The organism is Frateuria sp. GZRe14 (genome assembly GCF_051900395.1).
GTDB classification, from domain to species: Bacteria; Pseudomonadota; Gammaproteobacteria; order Xanthomonadales; family Rhodanobacteraceae; genus Frateuria_A; species Frateuria_A edaphi.
The window spans coordinates 1,777,133-1,794,383 of sequence record NZ_JBHZGJ010000001.1 but is presented as its reverse complement, the minus strand read 5'-3'; the positions used below and the strand labels follow the sequence as shown (position 1 = coordinate 1,794,383).

Below are 17,251 nucleotides of genomic sequence, written 5' to 3'. Positions count from 1 at the left end.
CCGCCGCGGCAGGGAGAGTGGGCAGAAACCACGCTTACGGCCGCACGCTCGACTGCCGCACCATCAGCTTCACCGGCAGCATCACGCTTTCGGTCGGCTCCCCGCGGATCATCTTCAGCAGGTTTTCCACCAGCACTTCGCCGGCACTGCGCGTGTCCTGCAGCACGGTGGTGAGCGGCGGGCTGGCGAAGCGCGCCATCGGGATGTCGTCGAAGCCGGCCACGGGCACGTCCGCCGGCACCTTGTAGCCGTGCTCGACCAGGGCGCTCATGGCGCCAAAGGCGATCAGGTCGCTGGCGGCGAACACCGCGTCGAACGCCACGCCCCGGGCGATGAGTTCGGACATGGCCGTGTGCCCGCACAGCTGCGTGCTTTCGGCGTCCACCTGCAAGCTCTCGTCGACCTCCAGCCCCGCCTGCTGCAGGGCCCGGGCATAGCCGCGGTAGCGCTCGAAAAATTCGGGATAGTGGCTTGAGGCATCGCCCAGGAACGCAATCCGTCGGCAACCCTGCCCGATGAAGTGCCGCGCCACCGCCTCGCCGCCGCTGAAGTTGTCGCAGCCGACCGAAACGCCCGGCTGGTCCGACTGCACCGCGCCCCAGCGCACGAAGCGGGTACCGATCGCCACCAGCTTTTCCAGCCGCGCGCGGTAGGCGAGGTAGTCGCCGTAGCCGAGCAGGATGATGCCGTCGGCTTTCTTGCTGTCGGCGTAGTCGGCATGCCAGTCGGTGGAGAACTGCTGGAACGAAACCAGCAGGTCGTAGCCCTGCTGGGCGCAGGCGCGGGTGATCGACCCCAGCATCGAGAGGAAGAACGGGTTGATGTTCGAGCCGTCGGTGGTCGGGTCCTCGAACAGCAGCAACGCCAACGTGCCCGAATGCTGCAGGCGCAGGTTCGAGGCGTTCTTGTCGACCTTGTAGCGCAACTGTTCGGCGGCGGCGCGAATGCGCTCGCGGGTTTCCTCGCTGACCAGCGGGCTGCCGCGCAGGGCGCGCGAAACCGTCGCCTGGGAAACCCCCGCCAGGTGGGCGATGTCGATCGACGTCGCTTTGGCCTTGCTCACTGCTGCGGAAACCTCTGGTACGGCCGACTCGGACAACATTACCATCGGGCGGCCGCGGCGTGCCGGCTCGCCATGCATACGTATTCAGCCGGACGGCGACCGCGGCAGCAGCCAGACTCGCACCATTGTCGTCCTGGGGACCTTCGGGGGAAGAACGGATGAGTACGCAGCAGACGCCAGTCGACCTGGCACTGGAACAACGTGCGACGGCACGCATCGTCCTGATCGCCGCCGCAGCGGCGCTGGGTGGCTTTCTCTTCGGGTTCGACACAGCCGTCATCAATGGAGCGGTGGAGGCGATCCGCGGCGGCTTCCAGCTGGACGCGGGACGGATCGGCCTGGCCGTGTCCTGTGCCCTGCTCGGCTCGGCGGCCGGTGCATGGTATGCCGGCACGCTGGCCGACCGCCTGGGCCGCGTGCGTGCCATGCAGGTGGCCGCCCTGCTGCTGGCGGCCAGCGCGATTGGCTCGGGACTGGTCACCGGAATGTGGGACCTGATCCTGTGGCGCGTGGTCGGCGGCATCGGCGTGGGCATGGCATCGGTGATCGCGCCGACGTACATCGCGGAAGTGTCGCCGGCGCACGTGCGCGGACGGCTCGGTTCGCTGCAGCAGCTGGCGATCGTGCTGGGCATCTTCGCCGCGTTGCTGAGCGATGCATGGCTTGCCGCCACCGCCGGCGGCGCCTCGGCGAAACTCTGGTTCGGGCTGGAAGCCTGGCGCTGGATGTTCCTGGTGGCGGTCGTGCCGGCGCTGGTCTACGGCGCACTGGTGCTGGGCGTGCCCGAGTCGCCGCGCCACCTGGTCGCCCGCGGGCGCATCGCCGAAGCGCGCGAAGTACTGCGCCGGGTGCTGGCGATGCGCAGCGACACCGCGCTGGACTACAAGCTGGGCGAGATCGAGCGCAGCCTGAAGATGGAATACCGCCCGCGCCTTCGCGACCTTCGCGGCGCGAGCTTCGGGCTCCTGCCCGTGGTGTGGGTCGGCATCCTGCTCTCGGTGTTCCAGCAGTTCGTCGGCATCAACGTGATCTTCTATTACTCCTCGGCGCTGTGGCATTCGGTCGGCTTCAGCGAGGCCGATTCGTTCTCGATCACGGTGATCACCTCGATCGTCAACGTGCTGGTGACGCTGGTCGCCATCGCGCTGGTCGACAAGGTCGGCCGCAAGCCGCTGCTGGCGATCGGCTCGGCAGGCATGACGGTCACCCTGGCGTTGATGGCCTGGTGCTTCTCGCAGTCGATCGGCGTCGGTGCGAACCTGACCCTCCCGGCGCCATGGAACATGGTTGCGCTGGTCGCGGCCAACGCCTACGTGGTGTTCTTCGGCCTGAGCTGGGGCCCGATGGTGTGGGTGCTGCTGGGCGAGATGTTCCCCAACCGCATCCGCGCCGTCGCGCTGGCGGTGGCGGCCGCGGCGCAGTGGTTGGCGAACTTCCTGATCACCTCGACCTTCCCTGCTCTGGCCGAGATCGGACTGAGCTTCGCCTACGGCCTGTATGCCGCGTTCGCACTGATCTCGCTGCTGTTCGTGGTGTTCGCGGTACGCGAGACCAAGGGCATGGAGCTGGAGGACATGCCTGGCTGACGAAAACCCTGTGCGCGACCGCCCATGCGGGGGTCGCGCACAAGGCGCGCCTGGGCGGGAAACCTCACTTCGGCAGCGCGTAGGCGATCAGCGAATCGCCGATCTTCGTTCCCAGCGACCGGTGACCGCCGGCCATCACCACCACGTACTGCCGTCCCGTGCGCTCGGACACATAGGTCATCGGCGTCGCCTGGCCGCCGGCCGGCAGGCGCGCCTGCCATAGTTTCTTTCCGGTGCGCACGTCGTAGGCGCGCAGGTAGGAGTCCAGCGTTCCGCTCAGGAACGCCACGCCACTCGCCGTCACCATCGGCCCGCCGAGGCTCGGTACGCCCAGCGGCAGCGGGATGCCGAACGGCGCCTGGTCTTCGATGGTGCCGTTCCTGTGCATCCAGACCTTCTTCATGGTGGTGAGGTCCACCGCCGCCAGGTAACCCCACGGCGGCGCCTGGCACGGCACGCCAACAGGCGACAGCAAGGGATGCAGGTCGACCGCGAAGGGCGTGCCTTTCATCGGCTGCAGGCCCTGCTCGCTGCCTCCGGCCTGCACCGCCTGCGCCTTCTCGCGCGGGACGAGCCTCGACACGAAGGCCATGTAGCTCGGATTGAGGATCGCCACCTGGCGCACCGGGTCGACCGCGATGCCGCCCCAATCGAAGATGCCGTAGTTGCCGGGATAGATCAGCGATCCCTGCACCGACGGTGGCGTGAAGATGCCCTCGTAGCGGTATTTGCGGAAGGTGATGCGGCAAACCAGCTGGTCGAAGGGCGTGGTGCCCCACATGTCCGCTTCGCGCAGCTTGCGCTCGGGCATGAAGGTGAGCGCCGAGAACGGCTGGGTCGGCGAGACATGGTCGCCCCGGGCGGCCCCCTGCGGCACCGGGCGCTCGGGTGCGGGCACCAGCAGGTGCCCGTCGCGCCGGTCCAGCACGTAGATGTCGCCGCGCTTGGTCGAGGCAACCAGCGCGGGCACCTTGCCTTGGGGCATATCCAGATCGACCAGCGTAGGCTGGCCGCCAACGTCCATGTCCCACAGGTCGTGGTGCACGGTCTGGTAGGCCCAGCGCGCCTGCCCGGTGGCGATGTCCAGCGCCACGATCGCGCTGCTGTATTTCTCGGCATTGGGGTCGCGGCGGCCGCCCCAGATATCGGGCGTCTGGTTGCCCGTCGGCAGGTACACCAGCCCCAGCTTCTCATCGACGCTGAACACGCTCCACGCATTGGGCGAATTGCGGATGTAGGTCTGGCCCGGCGGCAACGGGTTGGTCTGGCGCGGCTCCGACGGATCGAAATTCCACAACAGGCGGCCGGTATCGATGTCGTAGCCGCGGATCACGCCGGAAGGCTCGTTGGTCGATGCGTTGTCGGTGACGCTGGCGCTGGCAATGAGTACATGCCGCGTCACCGTCGGCGGCGAGGTCGGGTTGAGGAAGCCCGGTTTCTTGACGGGCTGGTCGTTGTACAGGTGGATGACGCCGTCGACGCCGAAATCGCGGCATGGCTGCCCGTTGTCGGCATTGACCGCCACGATGGTGGCATCCGCAGTGGGGACGAAGATGCGCCGCGGGCAGGTATCGACCTTGATCGCGGTGGGTGCGACCGCGCCCGGCGGCGTGGGAGCCGATGCCGCGGCCGCCACTTTCGGGTCGGCGGCCAGCCCCATCGCCGCAGCCTGCGCGGCATAGGCGCCGGAGTCGTAGTAGGCCACGCCCCGGCAGATCATGTGCTGGTAACCCTTCGCGTGGCGATCGATCTTCGGGTCGAAGCGCCAGATCTCGCGGCCGGTGTCGGGGTCCAGCGCGATCACGATGTCATGCGGCGTGCACAGGTACAGCATGCCGTTGGCGTTCAGCGGCGTGACCTCATTGGCGATCTCCTGCGGATCGCCGGGGCCGGGAAAATCGCCGGTGTGGAACGTCCAGGCCACCTGCAGCTTGTCGACGTTCTGCGGCGTCACCTGCGAGGCAGGCGAGTAGCGGTCGCCGTAGCCGGAGTGTCCATAGGCCGTCCAGTCGCCCGGTTTGGCGAGCGGCGCCGGCGCGCTGCCGGTGGCGTTCATGCGGGCGGCGGCGATCTCGCCCGGATGGTCGTGCGGGGAACGGAACAGCGAGATCACCCCGACCATCAGCGCGAGCGCCACGGTCATGCCTAGCGCCCAGCGTCCGCCACGCAGCGAGCCGTCCGGCACCGCGCGGTGTGCCGCGTCGACGGGACCCAATCGACGGTTGACGAACGGCAACCACAACCACAGCGCCAGGACGAACCACACGTCCAGCCGGGGCAGCAGTTGCCACCAGTCCAGCCTTACCTCGATCACGGCCCATACCGTGCTTGCCAGCAGCACCAGCGCGTACAGCCACAACGCCAGCGTGCGCCCCAGCACCAACAGCACGCCGGTCGCCCCCAGGGCCAGTCCGGCGAGCAGGTAATACCAGGAGCCGCCGAGCGCGATCAGCCAGATGCCACCGATGGCGAGCGCCAGGCCCAGAAGCATGAAGACGGCGCCAGTGACGAACAGCAGCGGGCCGGAACGCGACAGGCGAGCCAAGGGCTTTCTCCCGGGAGCGCGGCAAAAGCCGCAATGGAAGTCCCGATATAACACCGGCTCCGCCTAGGCTTTGTTGATTAGGGTCGACCGTGTGCGGGAATCCACGAAAAAAGTTCATCAGCGATGGTTTGCGGGAGCCAACCTGCGGGCGATGCCCTTTCTGGCGACACCGGAGCACGGCATCGCCCCACCAGGTGCGTTTCTACGGGGCTTGGGCGCGGGCGTCATGGCCCGTTTCGGACGCGAAAAAAAAGGCCGGCGATGCCGGCCTTGAAATGGCGCCCCCGATACGATTCGAACGTACGACCTTCCCCTTAGGAGGGGGACGCTCTATCCAACTGAGCTACGGGGGCGAGGCGCGGATTCTGGCATGGATGGCCGTGCGGCGCGATTCCCGTGATCGGAACTCCAACCCGCGGAGGCCCGGACACACCGCCTCGCTTTTGTAGGAGCGAACCGGGGCGCGACCGGGACGCACGGCAGTCGCGCACGCGCGCGCTGCTACAGCGAATCCGCCCAAGGGAGCCCCCGGACCCACCCTGCTAGAATGGCCGTTTCGCAATAGTCCGGCGCCCCCACGTCGCCCGACCACAAGGAGTCACGCATGTCCCACGATATTCTCAAGGCGCTCGGCCTGGGCGATTCGCAGTCCGGCACCTACCTCGGCAATGGTGAATGGGCCAAGACAACCGACGCCGGCACGCTCAAGCCGCTGAATCCGGCCACGGGCGAGGTGATCGCCAGCGTGCACGCCTCCAGCGCGGCCGACTACGAGACCATCGTCAAGCGCGCGCAGGATGCCTTCAAGGTCTGGCGCACCACGCCGGCGCCGCAGCGTGGCGAGGCCGTTCGCCTGTGTGGCGAGGCGCTGCGCAAGCACAAGGATGCGCTGGGTTCGCTGGTCGCCCTGGAGATGGGCAAGATCAAGCCCGAGGGCGACGGCGAAGTGCAGGAAATGATCGACATCGCCGACTTCGCGGTCGGCCAGAGCCGCATGCTGCACGGCTACACCATGCATTCGGAGCGCCCCGGCCACCGCATGTACGAGCAGTACCAGCCGCTGGGCCTGGTCGGCATCATCAGCGCGTTCAACTTCCCGGTCGCCGTGTGGGCCTGGAACGCCATGCTGGCTGCCATCTGCGGCGACGTCTGCATCTGGAAGCCCTCGCCCAAGACCCCGCTCTCGGCGGTCGCCACGATGAAGATCTGCAACGAGGCGCTGAAGGCCGGCGGCTTCCCGGACATCTTCTTCCTGTTCAACGACGCCGGCACCGAGCTGTCGCAGGCGTTCGTCGACGACAAGCGCATCCCGCTGATCAGCTTCACCGGTTCGACCAAGGTCGGCCGCATGGTTGGCGAGCGCGTGGCGCGCCGCCTGGGCCGTTCGCTGCTTGAGCTCGGCGGCAACAACGCGATCATCCTGGACGAGAGCGCGGACCTGAAGCTGGCGATCCCGGGCATCGTGTTCGGCGCCGTCGGCACGGCCGGCCAGCGCTGCACGACCACGCGCCGCCTGTTCGTGCACGAGGCGATCTTCGACAACGTGCTGGACACGCTGGTTGGCGCGTACAAGCAGGTCGAGGGCAAGATCGGCGACCCGACCCAGGCCACCACGCTGATGGGACCGCTCAACAGCCCCGAAGCCGTGCAGGGTTACCTGGCCGCGATCGAGAAGGCCAAGGCCGCCGGCGGTACCGTGCGTACCGGCGGTGCAGCGCTGACCGACCGCAAGGGCAACTTCGTGCTGCCGACCATCATCACCGGGGTGAAGAATTCCGACGAGGTGGTGCAGACCGAGACCTTCGCGCCGATCCTCTACGTGATGCCGTTCAAGACGCTCGACGAGGCCATCGAGATGCAGAACGACGTGCCGCAGGGCCTGTCCTCGGCGATCTTCACCAACAACCTGCGCGCGGGCGAACAGTTCCTGTCGTCGGCCGGTTCGGATTGCGGCATCGCCAACGTCAACATCGGTACCTCCGGCGCCGAGATCGGCGGCGCCTTCGGCGGCGAGAAGGAAACCGGCGGCGGTCGCGAATCGGGCTCCGATGCGTGGAAGGCCTACATGCGTCGCCAGACCAACACCATCAACTACTCCGACGCGTTGCCGCTGGCGCAGGGCATCAAGTTCACGGTGTAAAAGGTCACCTTCCCCCTGGCCCTGCCGGGGGGAAAAGGTTTGACAGCAACCTTCGCCCACCAGCGGGCCGGGCCCGGGAACGGACGGCATTCCCGCGATAGCGGGAATCCATCTTCGCTACTTCGGGTTCCAGAGCACAATGGATTCCCGCTTTTGCGGGAAAACGCCGGCGGTCTTACCGTCAAGCCGGCACAACAGCGAGGACCGACGCCATGAACGCACTGCCTCCCGTCCAACGCACCACCAGCGCCATGGCCGTGGTGAGCCTGGTTTCCGGCATCGCCTCCTGGTGCGTGCTGCCGCTGGTCGGCGCCATCGTGGCGGTCGTCTGCGGCCACCTCGCGCGTGGCGAGATCCGCCGCTCGCAGGGCCAGATCGAAGGCGACGGCCTGGCGGTCGTCGGCTTGGTGCTCGGCTACGTGCAGTTGGCTTTCGGCTTCATCGTGCTGCTGTTTGCCATCGCCGCGATCGTGCTGGGCCTGTCGATCGGCTTCGGCGCCTCGCTCTTCCACTGACATGCGCGACAGCGCCTTCGACTTCACCGGCTACCGCGTGCTGGTCGCCGGCGGCAGCAAGGGCATCGGCCGCAGCATCGCGCTGGGCTTTGCCCAGGCCGGCGCGGCGGTGTCGATCTGTGCCCGCGGCGAGCAGGCGCTGGAAGCGACGCGGCAGGAGCTGGCCGCCTTCGGCCACGCCACGCACGCGGCCCGCTGCGACCTTTCCGACGCGCAAGACATCACCACCTACGTCGCCGGTGCTGCCGAAACCCTGGGTGGCATCGACGTGCTGGTCAACAACGCCAGCGGCTACGGTTTCAGCGACGACGACGACAGCTGGGTCCGCGGCTTCGAAGTCGACCTGATGGCCGCCGTGCGCACCTCGCGCGCCGCCCTTCCCCATCTGCAAGCCTCGCCGCACGCCTCGATCCTCCACACCAGCTCCATCGCCGCCTTTCATCCGCGACGCAACGGTGCGCCCTACGCGGCGGTGAAGGCGGCGCTCAGCCAGTACACCACCTCGCAGGCGCTGGCCCTGGCCGGGAAGCGCATCCGCGTCAACGCCATCGCCCCGGGCTCCATCGAGTTTCCGGACGGCTTGTGGGACCGTCGACGCCACGAAGAACCCGAGACCTACCAGGCCACGCTCGCGAAGATCCCGTTCGGCCGTTTCGGCGCGCCGGAAGAAATCGCCCACGCCGCCCTGTTCCTCGCCTCCCCCTACGCCGCCTGGATCACCGGCCAGACGTTGTGCGTGGACGGTGGCCAGGGCCTCAACGGATAAGCCATGTACGACCACGTCCGCCCGCTGCTGTTCGCGCTCGATGCCGAGACCGCGCACCGTCTCACCCTGTACGCGCTGGGCGTGGCCCACCGCAGCAACCTTGGCCGCTTCGTCGCCACGGCACCGGAAGACCTGCCGGTCACCGCGTTCGGCGTCCGTTTCCCCAATCCGGTGGGACTGGCGGCGGGGCTGGACAAGAATGCCGCGCATATCGACGAGCTGGGCGCGCTGGGTTTCGGCTTCCTCGAGGTTGGCACGGTCACGCCGCGACCGCAGCCGGGCAATCCGAAACCACGCATGTTCCGGCTGCCCGCCCACGAGGCGATCATCAACCGGCTGGGGTTCAACAACGAAGGCGTCGATGCGCTGGTGCGCAACGTGGAGGCGTCCAGCTACCGCGGCGTGCTGGGCATCAACATCGGCAAGAACAAGGACACGCCCAACGAACGCGCGGTCGACGACTACCTGTTTTGCCTCGAACGCGTGTACCGCCACGCCACCTACATCACGGTCAATATTTCCTCGCCCAACACGCAGGGCCTGCGCGACCTGCAGGAAGAGGCCACGCTGCGGCGCTTCATCGAGACGCTGCGCGAGGCGCAGGAGCGATTGGGCAGCCAGTCCGGCGCGCGCAAGCCGATGCTCCTGAAGATCGCGCCCGATCTCGCCGAGGCCGAACTCGACGGCATGGCCGAAGTACTGCGCACCGCCGGCATCGACGGCGTGATCTGCACCAACACCACGATCGACCACAGCGCGGTGGCGGGCGATCCGCACGGGCAGGAGGCGGGTGGCCTCTCCGGCAAGCCGCTGTTTGCCCGCTCGACCGAAGTGCTGCGCGGCATGCGAGCCCGGCTGGGCCCGGGCGTGCCGATCGTCGGCGTCGGCGGCATCCTCGATGGCAGCGACGCGGTGGAGAAGCTCGATGCCGGCGCAAATCTCGTGCAGGTCTACTCGGGACTGATCTACCGCGGTCCGCGCCTGGTCGCCGAGTGTGTCGATGAAATCCGTCGCCAGCATGGAGCATTCCATGCCGGCTGAGCGCGTCGACATGGGCGGCTACACGCTGATCGAGAACGCGCCGCTGGTCACGCGCAACACGCTGCGCGTGGCAGCTCGCGCGCGGCTGCTGGCCGAGGTCCGCGACGCCGCCAAGCTGCCCGAACTGCTGGATTTCCCGGCCGTGCGAAACGGCCCGCTGCTGGTGCTGGGCGAAGGCAGCAACCTGCTGCTCACTAAGGATTTCGACGGCACGGTCATCGCCATGGCCACCCGCGGCGTGCAGGTCGAACAGGACGGCGAGGTCGCGCGCATCGCGGTCGCCGCCGGCGAGCGCTGGGACGACTTCGTGCGGTGGACGCTGGGCCAGGGTTTCGCGGGCCTGGAAAACCTCATCCTGATCCCGGGCACGGTCGGCGCCGCGCCGATCCAGAACATCGGCGCCTACGGCACCGAGGTTGCCGAGTTCATCGAGAGCGTGGAGGCCTGGGATCTCGACGAGCGCCGTGTCGTCTCGCTCGACAACGCCTCCTGTGCCTTCGCCTACCGCAATTCGCTGTTCAAGCGCGAGCCCGGCCGCTACATCGTCACCGCCGTGCGCTTCGCTTTGCCGCGCGCGCACGCCCTGCGGCTCGACTACGCCGGCATCCGCGAGGAGTTGGCCCGCATGGGCGTGGACAAGCCCGCGCCGTTCCACGTGGCCGAAGCGGTGGTGCACCTGCGCACCCGCAAGCTGCCCGACCCCGCCGTGATCGGAAATGCTGGCAGCTTCTTCAAGAATCCGGTCGTCGAGGCCGCGCTGGGCGAATCGCTCAAGCACGAGCATCCGGAACTGGTCGCCTGGCCCGGCAGCGACGGTCGCTGGAAGCTCTCCGCCGCCTGGTTGATCGAAGCGGCGGGCTTCAAGGGTTGCCGCGACGGCGACGCCGGGATCTCCAACCGCCACGCCCTGGTGCTGGTCAACCACGGCCACGCCAGCGGCGCCGAACTCTGGACACTGGCGCAGAAAGTCATCGCGGGTGTCGAGGCGACATTCGGCGTACGGCTGGAGCCGGAGCCTGTCGTCGTTTGAGGCGGTCTTCCACGGAAAACAAAAGGCCACGCAATGCGTGGCCTTTTTGTTGCCTATGGCGCACGTTTACCGGCGCGCCTTGGACAGCAACCGCAGGATCTCCATGTACAGCCACACCAGGGTCACCATCAGCGCAAACGCGCCGTACCACTCCATGTACTTGGGCGCGCCCGCCTGCGTGCCGCGCTCGATCAGGTCGAAGTCCAGCGTCAGGTTGAGCGCCGCCAGGCCGACCACCAGCAGGCTGAAGCCGATGCCCAGCAGGCCGGATTCGTGGATGAAAGGCACCTGGATGCTGGTGAACGCGCGCAACCCGATGTCCACCAGGTAGAGCAGCACGATCGCACCGGTCGCCGCGACCACGCCCGTGCGGAACCGGTCGGTGACCTTGATCACCCGCGTGCGGTAGAGCACCAGCATCACCGCCAGCACGCCCGCGGTCAGCATCACCGCCTGCAGCACGATGCCTGGATAGCGCAGCTCCATGAAGGCCGAGATGCCGCCGAGCGCGAAGCCCTCGGCGATCGCGTAAAGCGGCGCGGTGATGCCCGACCACTGGCGCAGGAAGGTGCTGGCAAGTGCCAGCACGAAGCCGACGATCAACCCGCCCCACATGAAGGGCGCGATGGCCGCGAAGGCCGCGGCGACGTCGCCCGTCGCCACCAGCGTGTCGAAGCGGTGCCAGGTCCAGCCACCGGTGACCACCGCCAGCAGGAGCAGCAGGCCGGTCTTGGCCACGGTGCCGTTCAGCGTCATGCGATCGCCTTCGGCGAACAGGCCCTGGAAGGTGTTCTCGCGCAGTACCGGGTTGCTGGAGCGCATGGATTCCCTCGTTCGTGTGTTCGCGCGGTGCGCGGATGCCATCATCCTAGCGCGCCGGAAGACCTCCGCGCTGCGCGTCCCGCGGCTTCGGCCGGTCCAGCTCCGGCAGGAACACGGTGATCAGGCCCATCAGTGGCAGGAACGCGCACAGGCGGTAGACGTACTCGATGCCGTGCACGTCGGCCAGCTGGCCCAGCACCGCCGCGCCGATGCCGCCCATGCCGAAGGCGAACCCGAAGAACAGTCCCGAAACCATGCCCACGCGCCCGGGCAGCAGTTCCTGCGCATAGACCAGGATCGCCGAGAACGCCGAGGACAGCACCAGTCCGATCACCACGCTGAGTACCCCCGTCCAGAACAGGCTCGCGTGCGGCAGCAGCAGAGAGAACGGCGCCACGCCCAGGATCGAGATCCAGATCACCGACTTGCGCCCGATGCGGTCGCCCACCGGGCCGCCGATCAGCGAGCCGGCGGCTACCGCAGCAAGGAACACGAACAGGTGCGTCTGCGCGCTCTGCACCGACACGCCGAAACGGTGGATCAGGTAGAAGGTGTAATAGCTGGAAAGGCTCGCCAGGTAGAAGTACTTGGAGAAGATCAGCAAGCCCAGGATCAGCAGCGAGAGCACCACGCGATTGCGCGAAGGCAGCACCAGCGCATGGTGCCGGCGACTGCCATTCCGGCTGGCATGGTGGACGCGGTACCAGCCACTCACGCGCAGCAGCACGACGATGGCCAGCAGTGCCGCCAGCGAGAACCAGGCCACGCTGCCGCGCCCGTGGGGAACGATGACCCAGGCGGCCAGCAACGGCCCCAGCGAGGAGCCGGTGTTGCCGCCGACCTGGAACAACGATTGTGCCAGCCCGTGCCGGCCACCCGAAGCCATCCGCGCCACCCGTGAGGCTTCCGGATGAAACACGGACGAGCCGGTACCCACGAGGGCGGCGGCGGCGAGCAGCATGGGGAAGTTGGGCGCCACGGCGAGCAACAACAGGCCGCACAGGGTGAAGCCCATGCCTACCGGCAGCGAATACGGCATTGGCCGCCGGTCACTCGCCACGCCCACCAGCGGCTGCAGCAGCGAGGCGGTGAGCTGGTAGGTCAGCGTGATCAGGCCGACCTGGCCGAAGCTCAGCGCGAAACCGCTCTTGAGGATCGGATAGATCGCCACGATCAGCGACTGGATCATGTCGTTGAGCAGGTGCGAGAAGCTGATGGCGCCGAGCACGGCAAAGGCGGTGCGCGGCTCCGCGGGCAAGGCGGCGGCGACGGGTTCGGCGCGGGTCTGCATCGGGTGGGGTCCGGGGAGCGCGGCCTGGAGCCGCGGCGCGCACTCTAGAGCCTGAAGCGGTCGTTCGTATACCGGCTTGCGGCCGATTTGGGGCGTTATCGGCGGTTCCGCGCAAGCTTCCCCATGGGCCCTTCGGGCTTTCTCCGCACTCCGGGGGAACGGATCGAGCCGCGCGGCGGGTCATCGAGCCCTCGCTCGCCCGGGAAATGTGTCACGCGCAGGTGGGGGAAGCCTCGCCCAAGCGCGCCGAAGCGAACAACTAACGCCTCAACCCGAACTCCTCGGCCGCCCGCCCGGCGCGCAAACGCGCGGTACGAATCGCCGCGGCCAGGCGCCCGCCAAGCAGGCGCGTCTGCTTGCCCTTGCGCGGTCTCCTGGCATCGGACGCCACGCCGCGCCGACGCGCCGACGCATGCATCGTCGGGAGCGTGGCGCGAGGCGCGCCCTCGCCCGGCGGCAGATGCCGGCCGTCCGTCCCCCGACGCGCTCGCCCGCCGATGCCGATCACCTTTCGGCCCGGATCGCCCGCGCGTTTCGAACCTGCCTTTGCCGCCATGCGATGCCACCCTGTGCTGGTTGGGAGGGGCATGCTGCGCAGCGCAGCGTGAAACGACGGGCAAGGCTTCGTTGGATGTGCATTCGACGCAACCGCGGCCGCGCGGCTTCCGATTGACCGCCTGCGGACGCCACCGGATCATGGCCGGATGCCTCTTCTCCGACGTCTCCTGCTCTGCCTGCTGCTGACCGCCCTTCCCGCGCTCCATGCGCAGGACACCCCGGCCAGCGCCACGACGCCCGCGATCTCGCCGGCGCAGGCGCTGGATGCCCTGCGCGACCAGCTCGATTCGATCAAGTCCGAACTCAAGAAGAAGCCGGACGACCGCGCGTTGGCCGCTCTGCGCACCACCGCGCTGTCCGTGCAGGACCAGGCCGAGCAACTGGCCGCGACGCTGGCGCCGCAGATGGCCAGCCTCGATGCGCGGCTGGCCGTGCTCGGTCCCACCCCCGCCAAGGGTGCGCCACCCGAAGCGGCCGAGGTGGCCGCGCAACGCCGGCAGCTGGACAAGTCCAAGACGAGTCTGGATGCGCAGATCAAGCAGGCGCAGCTGCTGGGCGAGGAAGGCATGCAACTGGCCGCCCAGGTGTCCGGCCTGCGCCGCGACCAGTTCCAGGCGCAGCTCGCCTCGCGCACCGCGACGCCGTTGAGCGGCGCGTTCTGGTCCGAGCCTGCGCGCTCGCTGCCGGACGACCTGGCGCGACTGAAGCGACTCAGGGCGCACGTCGCCGATGCATGGCAGGACGCCTGGCAACCGCCCAACCGCCTGCCGCTCCTGTTCTGCCTGAGCGCAGCACTGCTGTTGCTCGTCACCGGCCGGCTCCTGCTCGAGCGCTCCCTGATCTTTCTTGCCGCTCGCGTGATGCCCGACAGCCACCTGCGCCGCAGCGCCACCGCGTTCGGCATCGCGCTCGGCGCCGTGCTGGTATTCGGTCTGGCCGCCCAGCTGGTACGGCTGGGGCTGGACTGGAACGACACGCTCGACCCGGGTCTGGATGAACTGGCCCTTTCGCTGGTGCGGCGCGTGAGCTTCGCGGCCTTTGTCGCCGGACTCGGGCGGGCGCTGCTCGCGGTACGACATCCATCCTGGCGCCTGCCGACGCTGTCCAACGCCGCGGCCCGCCGGTTGCGCCTGTTCCCCGGCCTGCTGGCCGCCGCGACCCTGCTGCTGAGCGTGGTCGAACGTATCAACAGCACGATCGGCGCCAGCCTCCCGGCGACCGTGGCCACGCGTGGCGTGATCGCGCTGGTGGTCAGCGGCCTGGTCGGCGCCGCCCTGCTGCGGCTGGGCCAGGCCCGGCGCGCCCTGCTCGCCTCCGGCACTGCACCGGCGCAGCGACCGCTGTGGGTCGGACTGCTTGCCGGAGCGGCTGCGCTGGGCGTGGTGCTGAGCTGGATTGCCGTGGCGCTGGGCTACATCGCGCTGGCGTTCTTCCTGGCGACTCAGATGCTGTGGATCGGCGTGCTGATCGGCTCGCTCTACCTGCTGTTGCACCTGGTGCACGACCTGATCGCCACCCTGCTCGCCCCGAACGGCCGCAGCGGACAGCGGCTGCAGGCGGCCTTCGGGCTACCACCCCGCACGCTGGAACAGGCTGCCACCGTGCTCTCGGGCATCAGCCGCGTACTGATCCTGCTGCTGGCCATCGGCGCGCTGCTGGCGCCCTTCGGTACCGACCCGCAAGAGCTCGCCGCGCGGATGGGCCAGCGCTTCGGCAACCTCACCCTGGGCCAGCTCACCATCGACCCCAGCACGGTGTTCGAGGCACTGGCGGTGTTCGCCCTCGGGTTGATTGCGGTGCGCGTGCTCAAGCGATGGCTAGGCGACCAGCTGCTGCCCAAGACCACGCTCGAACCGGGCATGCAGAACTCGGTGGTGACATTGCTCGGCTACGTTGGCGGCGTGCTGGTGTTCGCGCTGGCGCTGGCCGCGCTCAACGTGAGCCTGCAGAGCATCGCCTGGATCGCCAGCGCGCTGTCCGTGGGTATCGGCTTCGGCCTGCAGGCGATCGTGCAGAACTTCATCTCCGGCCTGATCCTGCTGGCCGAGCGGCCGGTGAAGGTCGGCGACTGGGTGAGCCTGGCCGACGTCGAGGGCGACATCCGCCGCATCAACGTGCGCGCCACCGAGATCCAGATGTGGGACCGCTCGACGGTCATCGTGCCCAACTCGCAGCTGATCACGCAGAACGTGCGCAACGTGACCCTCGCCAATGCGCAGGGGCGCGTGCAGATCAAGTTGCCGATGCCCCTGGATACCAATGCCAGGCGCGCGCGCCAGATCATCCTGGACGCGTTCCTCGGCCATCCGACGATCCTCGACACGCCCGCGACCAGCGTGCAGCTGGAGCACGTGGACGCACAGGGCATCCACTTCGTCGCCACCGGCTACGTGCCCAGCCCCCGCGAAGTCGGCGGCGTGCGCAGCGAGCTGCTGCTGGCGATCCTGGAGCAGCTGCGCAGCGAGGGCTTGTCGCTCATCCGACCGCAGGACATGCGCATCCACCGCCTGCCCGACCCGGGCGAAACGGGCTGAGCGGGGGGCGGCGGTCATGGCATTCCACCAGCGCCTGCCTGCCCCGCCGCTGGATGTCCTGGTTGAAAAGCTGTGGGACTGGGACATGCCGCCCGCCGCGCACCAATTCGAGCGGGTGCTGCCGCAGCCCGGCGCGCAGCTGATCATCAACCTCCACGAGGACCAGACGCGCGTCTACACGGACGACGCCGAACGCCGCTGTCTGGCTTCCGCGGGCAGCGTGCTGGGTGGCCCGCAGTTGTACAGCCAGATCATCGATACCGCCGAGCAGGTGCGCGTGATGGGCGTGGTGTTCCGCCCGGGCGGCGCCGGTGCATTTACCGGCGAGGACATGGGCGCGATCGCCGGTTGCGACGTCGACCTGGCCAGCCTGTTCGGTAGCGATGCGACCGCACTGCGCCAGCGCCTGCTGGAAACGGCCGATGCAAGTGACCGTTTGGCCATACTGGAACGATGGCTGCAGGGGCGCATGCGCCTGTCACGGCTCGAGTCCTGCGTCGCCCACGCGCTGGCCTGGCTTGAGCGGACGCCGCAGGCGGTACGCATCGGCTGGCTGGTGCGAGAGGTCGGGGTATCCGAGCGGCGGCTGGCGCTGCTGTTCCGTCGGCAGGTCGGCTACGGTCCGAAGGAGTACGCGCGGCTGCTGCGCTTCCGCGCCGTGGTGGCCAGGGTGCATGGGCTTGCGCGCGTCGATTGGGCGGGCGTGGCGGCCGACGGCGGCTATTGCGACCAAGCCCACCTGGGGCACGAGTTCCGCCGCTTCGCCGGCGTCACCCCGGGCGAATTCCTGGCCCGGCGGGGGCCCTACCCCAACCACCTGCCGCTCGACTGAGCGCTCGAAAATCTACAAGACCGCGCTGGCCGCGCGAGGCTAGATTCACGGCTCCCAACCTGGAGAAACCCGTGATGAGCCAAGGAACGAGCAGCATCATTCCATGCCTGCGCTACCGCGACGCCCACCGGATGATCGACTGGCTGTGCCATGCGTTCGGCTTCCAGAAGCATGCGGTATACGAGGACGACCACGGTGGCGTGGCGCACGCCCAGCTGGTCTACGGCGGCGGCATGCTGATGCTCGGCAGCGTGCGCGAGGACGGCTTCGGCCGCTTCCTGGCCCAACCCGATGCGCTGGGCGGCCGCGAGACCCAGTGCGCCTGCGTGACGGTGGCCGATTGCCACGCGCACTACGAGCGGGCGAAGGCGGCCGGTGCCGAGATCGTGGACGAGTATGCGGAGAAGGATTACGGCGGGGCCGGCTATGGCTGCCGAGACCCGGAAGGCCACCTGTGGTGGTTCGGCAGCTACGACCCCTGGGCGGGATAAATCCCAGCTCCCTCTCCCCGGACGGGAGAGGGAGCAG

13 protein-coding genes and 1 tRNA gene are annotated in these 17,251 nt (G+C 68.4%); 9 read left to right on the top strand and 5 right to left on the bottom strand.

Annotation, left to right across the window (positions count from 1 at the left end; all coding sequences use genetic code 11):
- Positions 1-34: 34 nt before the first annotated feature.
- Entirely contained in the window at positions 35-1,102 is a 1,068-nt protein-coding gene (locus ACFWZ1_RS08300; protein WP_439666045.1) for a LacI family DNA-binding transcriptional regulator, read from the bottom strand.
- 119 nt (positions 1,103-1,221) lie between these two features.
- On the opposite strand from ACFWZ1_RS08300, the gene ACFWZ1_RS08295 reads away from it, so the two are divergent.
- Positions 1,222-2,649 (top strand): sugar porter family MFS transporter, encoded by a 1,428-nt coding sequence (locus ACFWZ1_RS08295; protein ID WP_439666044.1) that lies wholly within the window; start codon positions 1,222-1,224, stop codon positions 2,647-2,649.
- 64 nt (positions 2,650-2,713) lie between these two features.
- On the opposite strand, the gene ACFWZ1_RS08290 is transcribed toward ACFWZ1_RS08295, so the two are convergent.
- Entirely contained in the window at positions 2,714-5,194 is a 2,481-nt protein-coding gene (locus ACFWZ1_RS08290; RefSeq protein WP_439666043.1) for a glucose/quinate/shikimate family membrane-bound PQQ-dependent dehydrogenase, read from the bottom strand.
- A 276-nt stretch (positions 5,195-5,470) separates the two neighbouring features.
- Positions 5,471-5,547, bottom strand: a tRNA-Arg gene (locus ACFWZ1_RS08285).
- A 251-nt stretch (positions 5,548-5,798) separates the two neighbouring features.
- On the opposite strand from ACFWZ1_RS08285, the gene amaB reads away from it, so the two are divergent.
- The 5 genes from amaB to murB all read left to right on the top strand — a co-directional run bounded on the left by amaB (position 5,799) and on the right by murB (position 10,686).
- Positions 5,799-7,334 carry an L-piperidine-6-carboxylate dehydrogenase gene (amaB, locus tag ACFWZ1_RS08280; RefSeq protein WP_231325465.1) on the top strand — a complete coding sequence of 512 codons (1,536 nt, stop codon included), beginning with the start codon at positions 5,799-5,801 and terminating at the stop codon, positions 7,332-7,334.
- Positions 7,335-7,546: 212 nt separating this feature from the next.
- A complete protein-coding gene (locus tag ACFWZ1_RS08275) occupies positions 7,547-7,849 on the top strand; it encodes a DUF4190 domain-containing protein (RefSeq protein ID WP_231325463.1) in 303 nt (100 codons plus the stop codon).
- Between the two features lies 1 nt (position 7,850).
- Complete coding sequence (locus ACFWZ1_RS08270; protein ID WP_439666042.1) at positions 7,851-8,615, top strand: SDR family NAD(P)-dependent oxidoreductase; 765 nt, start codon at positions 7,851-7,853, stop codon at positions 8,613-8,615.
- 3 nt (positions 8,616-8,618) lie between these two features.
- The gene (locus ACFWZ1_RS08265; protein ID WP_439666041.1) at positions 8,619-9,656 is read left to right on the top strand and encodes a quinone-dependent dihydroorotate dehydrogenase; all 1,038 of its coding nucleotides are present in this window, start codon (positions 8,619-8,621) and stop codon (positions 9,654-9,656) included.
- Positions 9,657-9,666: 10 nt separating this feature from the next.
- Positions 9,667-10,686, top strand: a complete 1,020-nt coding sequence (gene murB, locus ACFWZ1_RS08260; RefSeq protein WP_439666886.1) for a UDP-N-acetylmuramate dehydrogenase — start codon at positions 9,667-9,669, stop codon at positions 10,684-10,686.
- A gap of 66 nt (positions 10,687-10,752) precedes the next feature.
- Here murB and ACFWZ1_RS08255 read toward each other — a convergent pair whose 3' ends face one another.
- A complete protein-coding gene (locus ACFWZ1_RS08255; RefSeq protein ID WP_439666040.1) occupies positions 10,753-11,508 on the bottom strand; it encodes a Bax inhibitor-1/YccA family protein in 756 nt (251 codons plus the stop codon).
- A 46-nt stretch (positions 11,509-11,554) separates the two neighbouring features.
- Positions 11,555-12,799, bottom strand: coding sequence for an MFS transporter (locus ACFWZ1_RS08250; RefSeq protein WP_439666039.1), 1,245 nt, complete (start codon positions 12,797-12,799; stop codon positions 11,555-11,557).
- A gap of 704 nt (positions 12,800-13,503) precedes the next feature.
- On the opposite strand from ACFWZ1_RS08250, the gene ACFWZ1_RS08245 reads away from it, so the two are divergent.
- From ACFWZ1_RS08245 to ACFWZ1_RS08235, 3 genes are all read left to right on the top strand, one after another.
- On the top strand, positions 13,504-15,891 hold the full coding sequence (locus tag ACFWZ1_RS08245; RefSeq protein WP_439666038.1) for a DUF3772 domain-containing protein: 2,388 nt from the start codon (positions 13,504-13,506) through the stop codon (positions 15,889-15,891).
- A 16-nt stretch (positions 15,892-15,907) separates the two neighbouring features.
- Entirely contained in the window at positions 15,908-16,723 is an 816-nt protein-coding gene (locus ACFWZ1_RS08240; protein WP_439666037.1) for a helix-turn-helix domain-containing protein, read from the top strand.
- 74 nt (positions 16,724-16,797) lie between these two features.
- Positions 16,798-17,214 carry a VOC family protein gene (locus tag ACFWZ1_RS08235; RefSeq protein ID WP_439666036.1) on the top strand — a complete coding sequence of 139 codons (417 nt, stop codon included), beginning with the start codon at positions 16,798-16,800 and terminating at the stop codon, positions 17,212-17,214.
- The last annotated feature ends 37 nt before the right edge of the window (positions 17,215-17,251 follow it).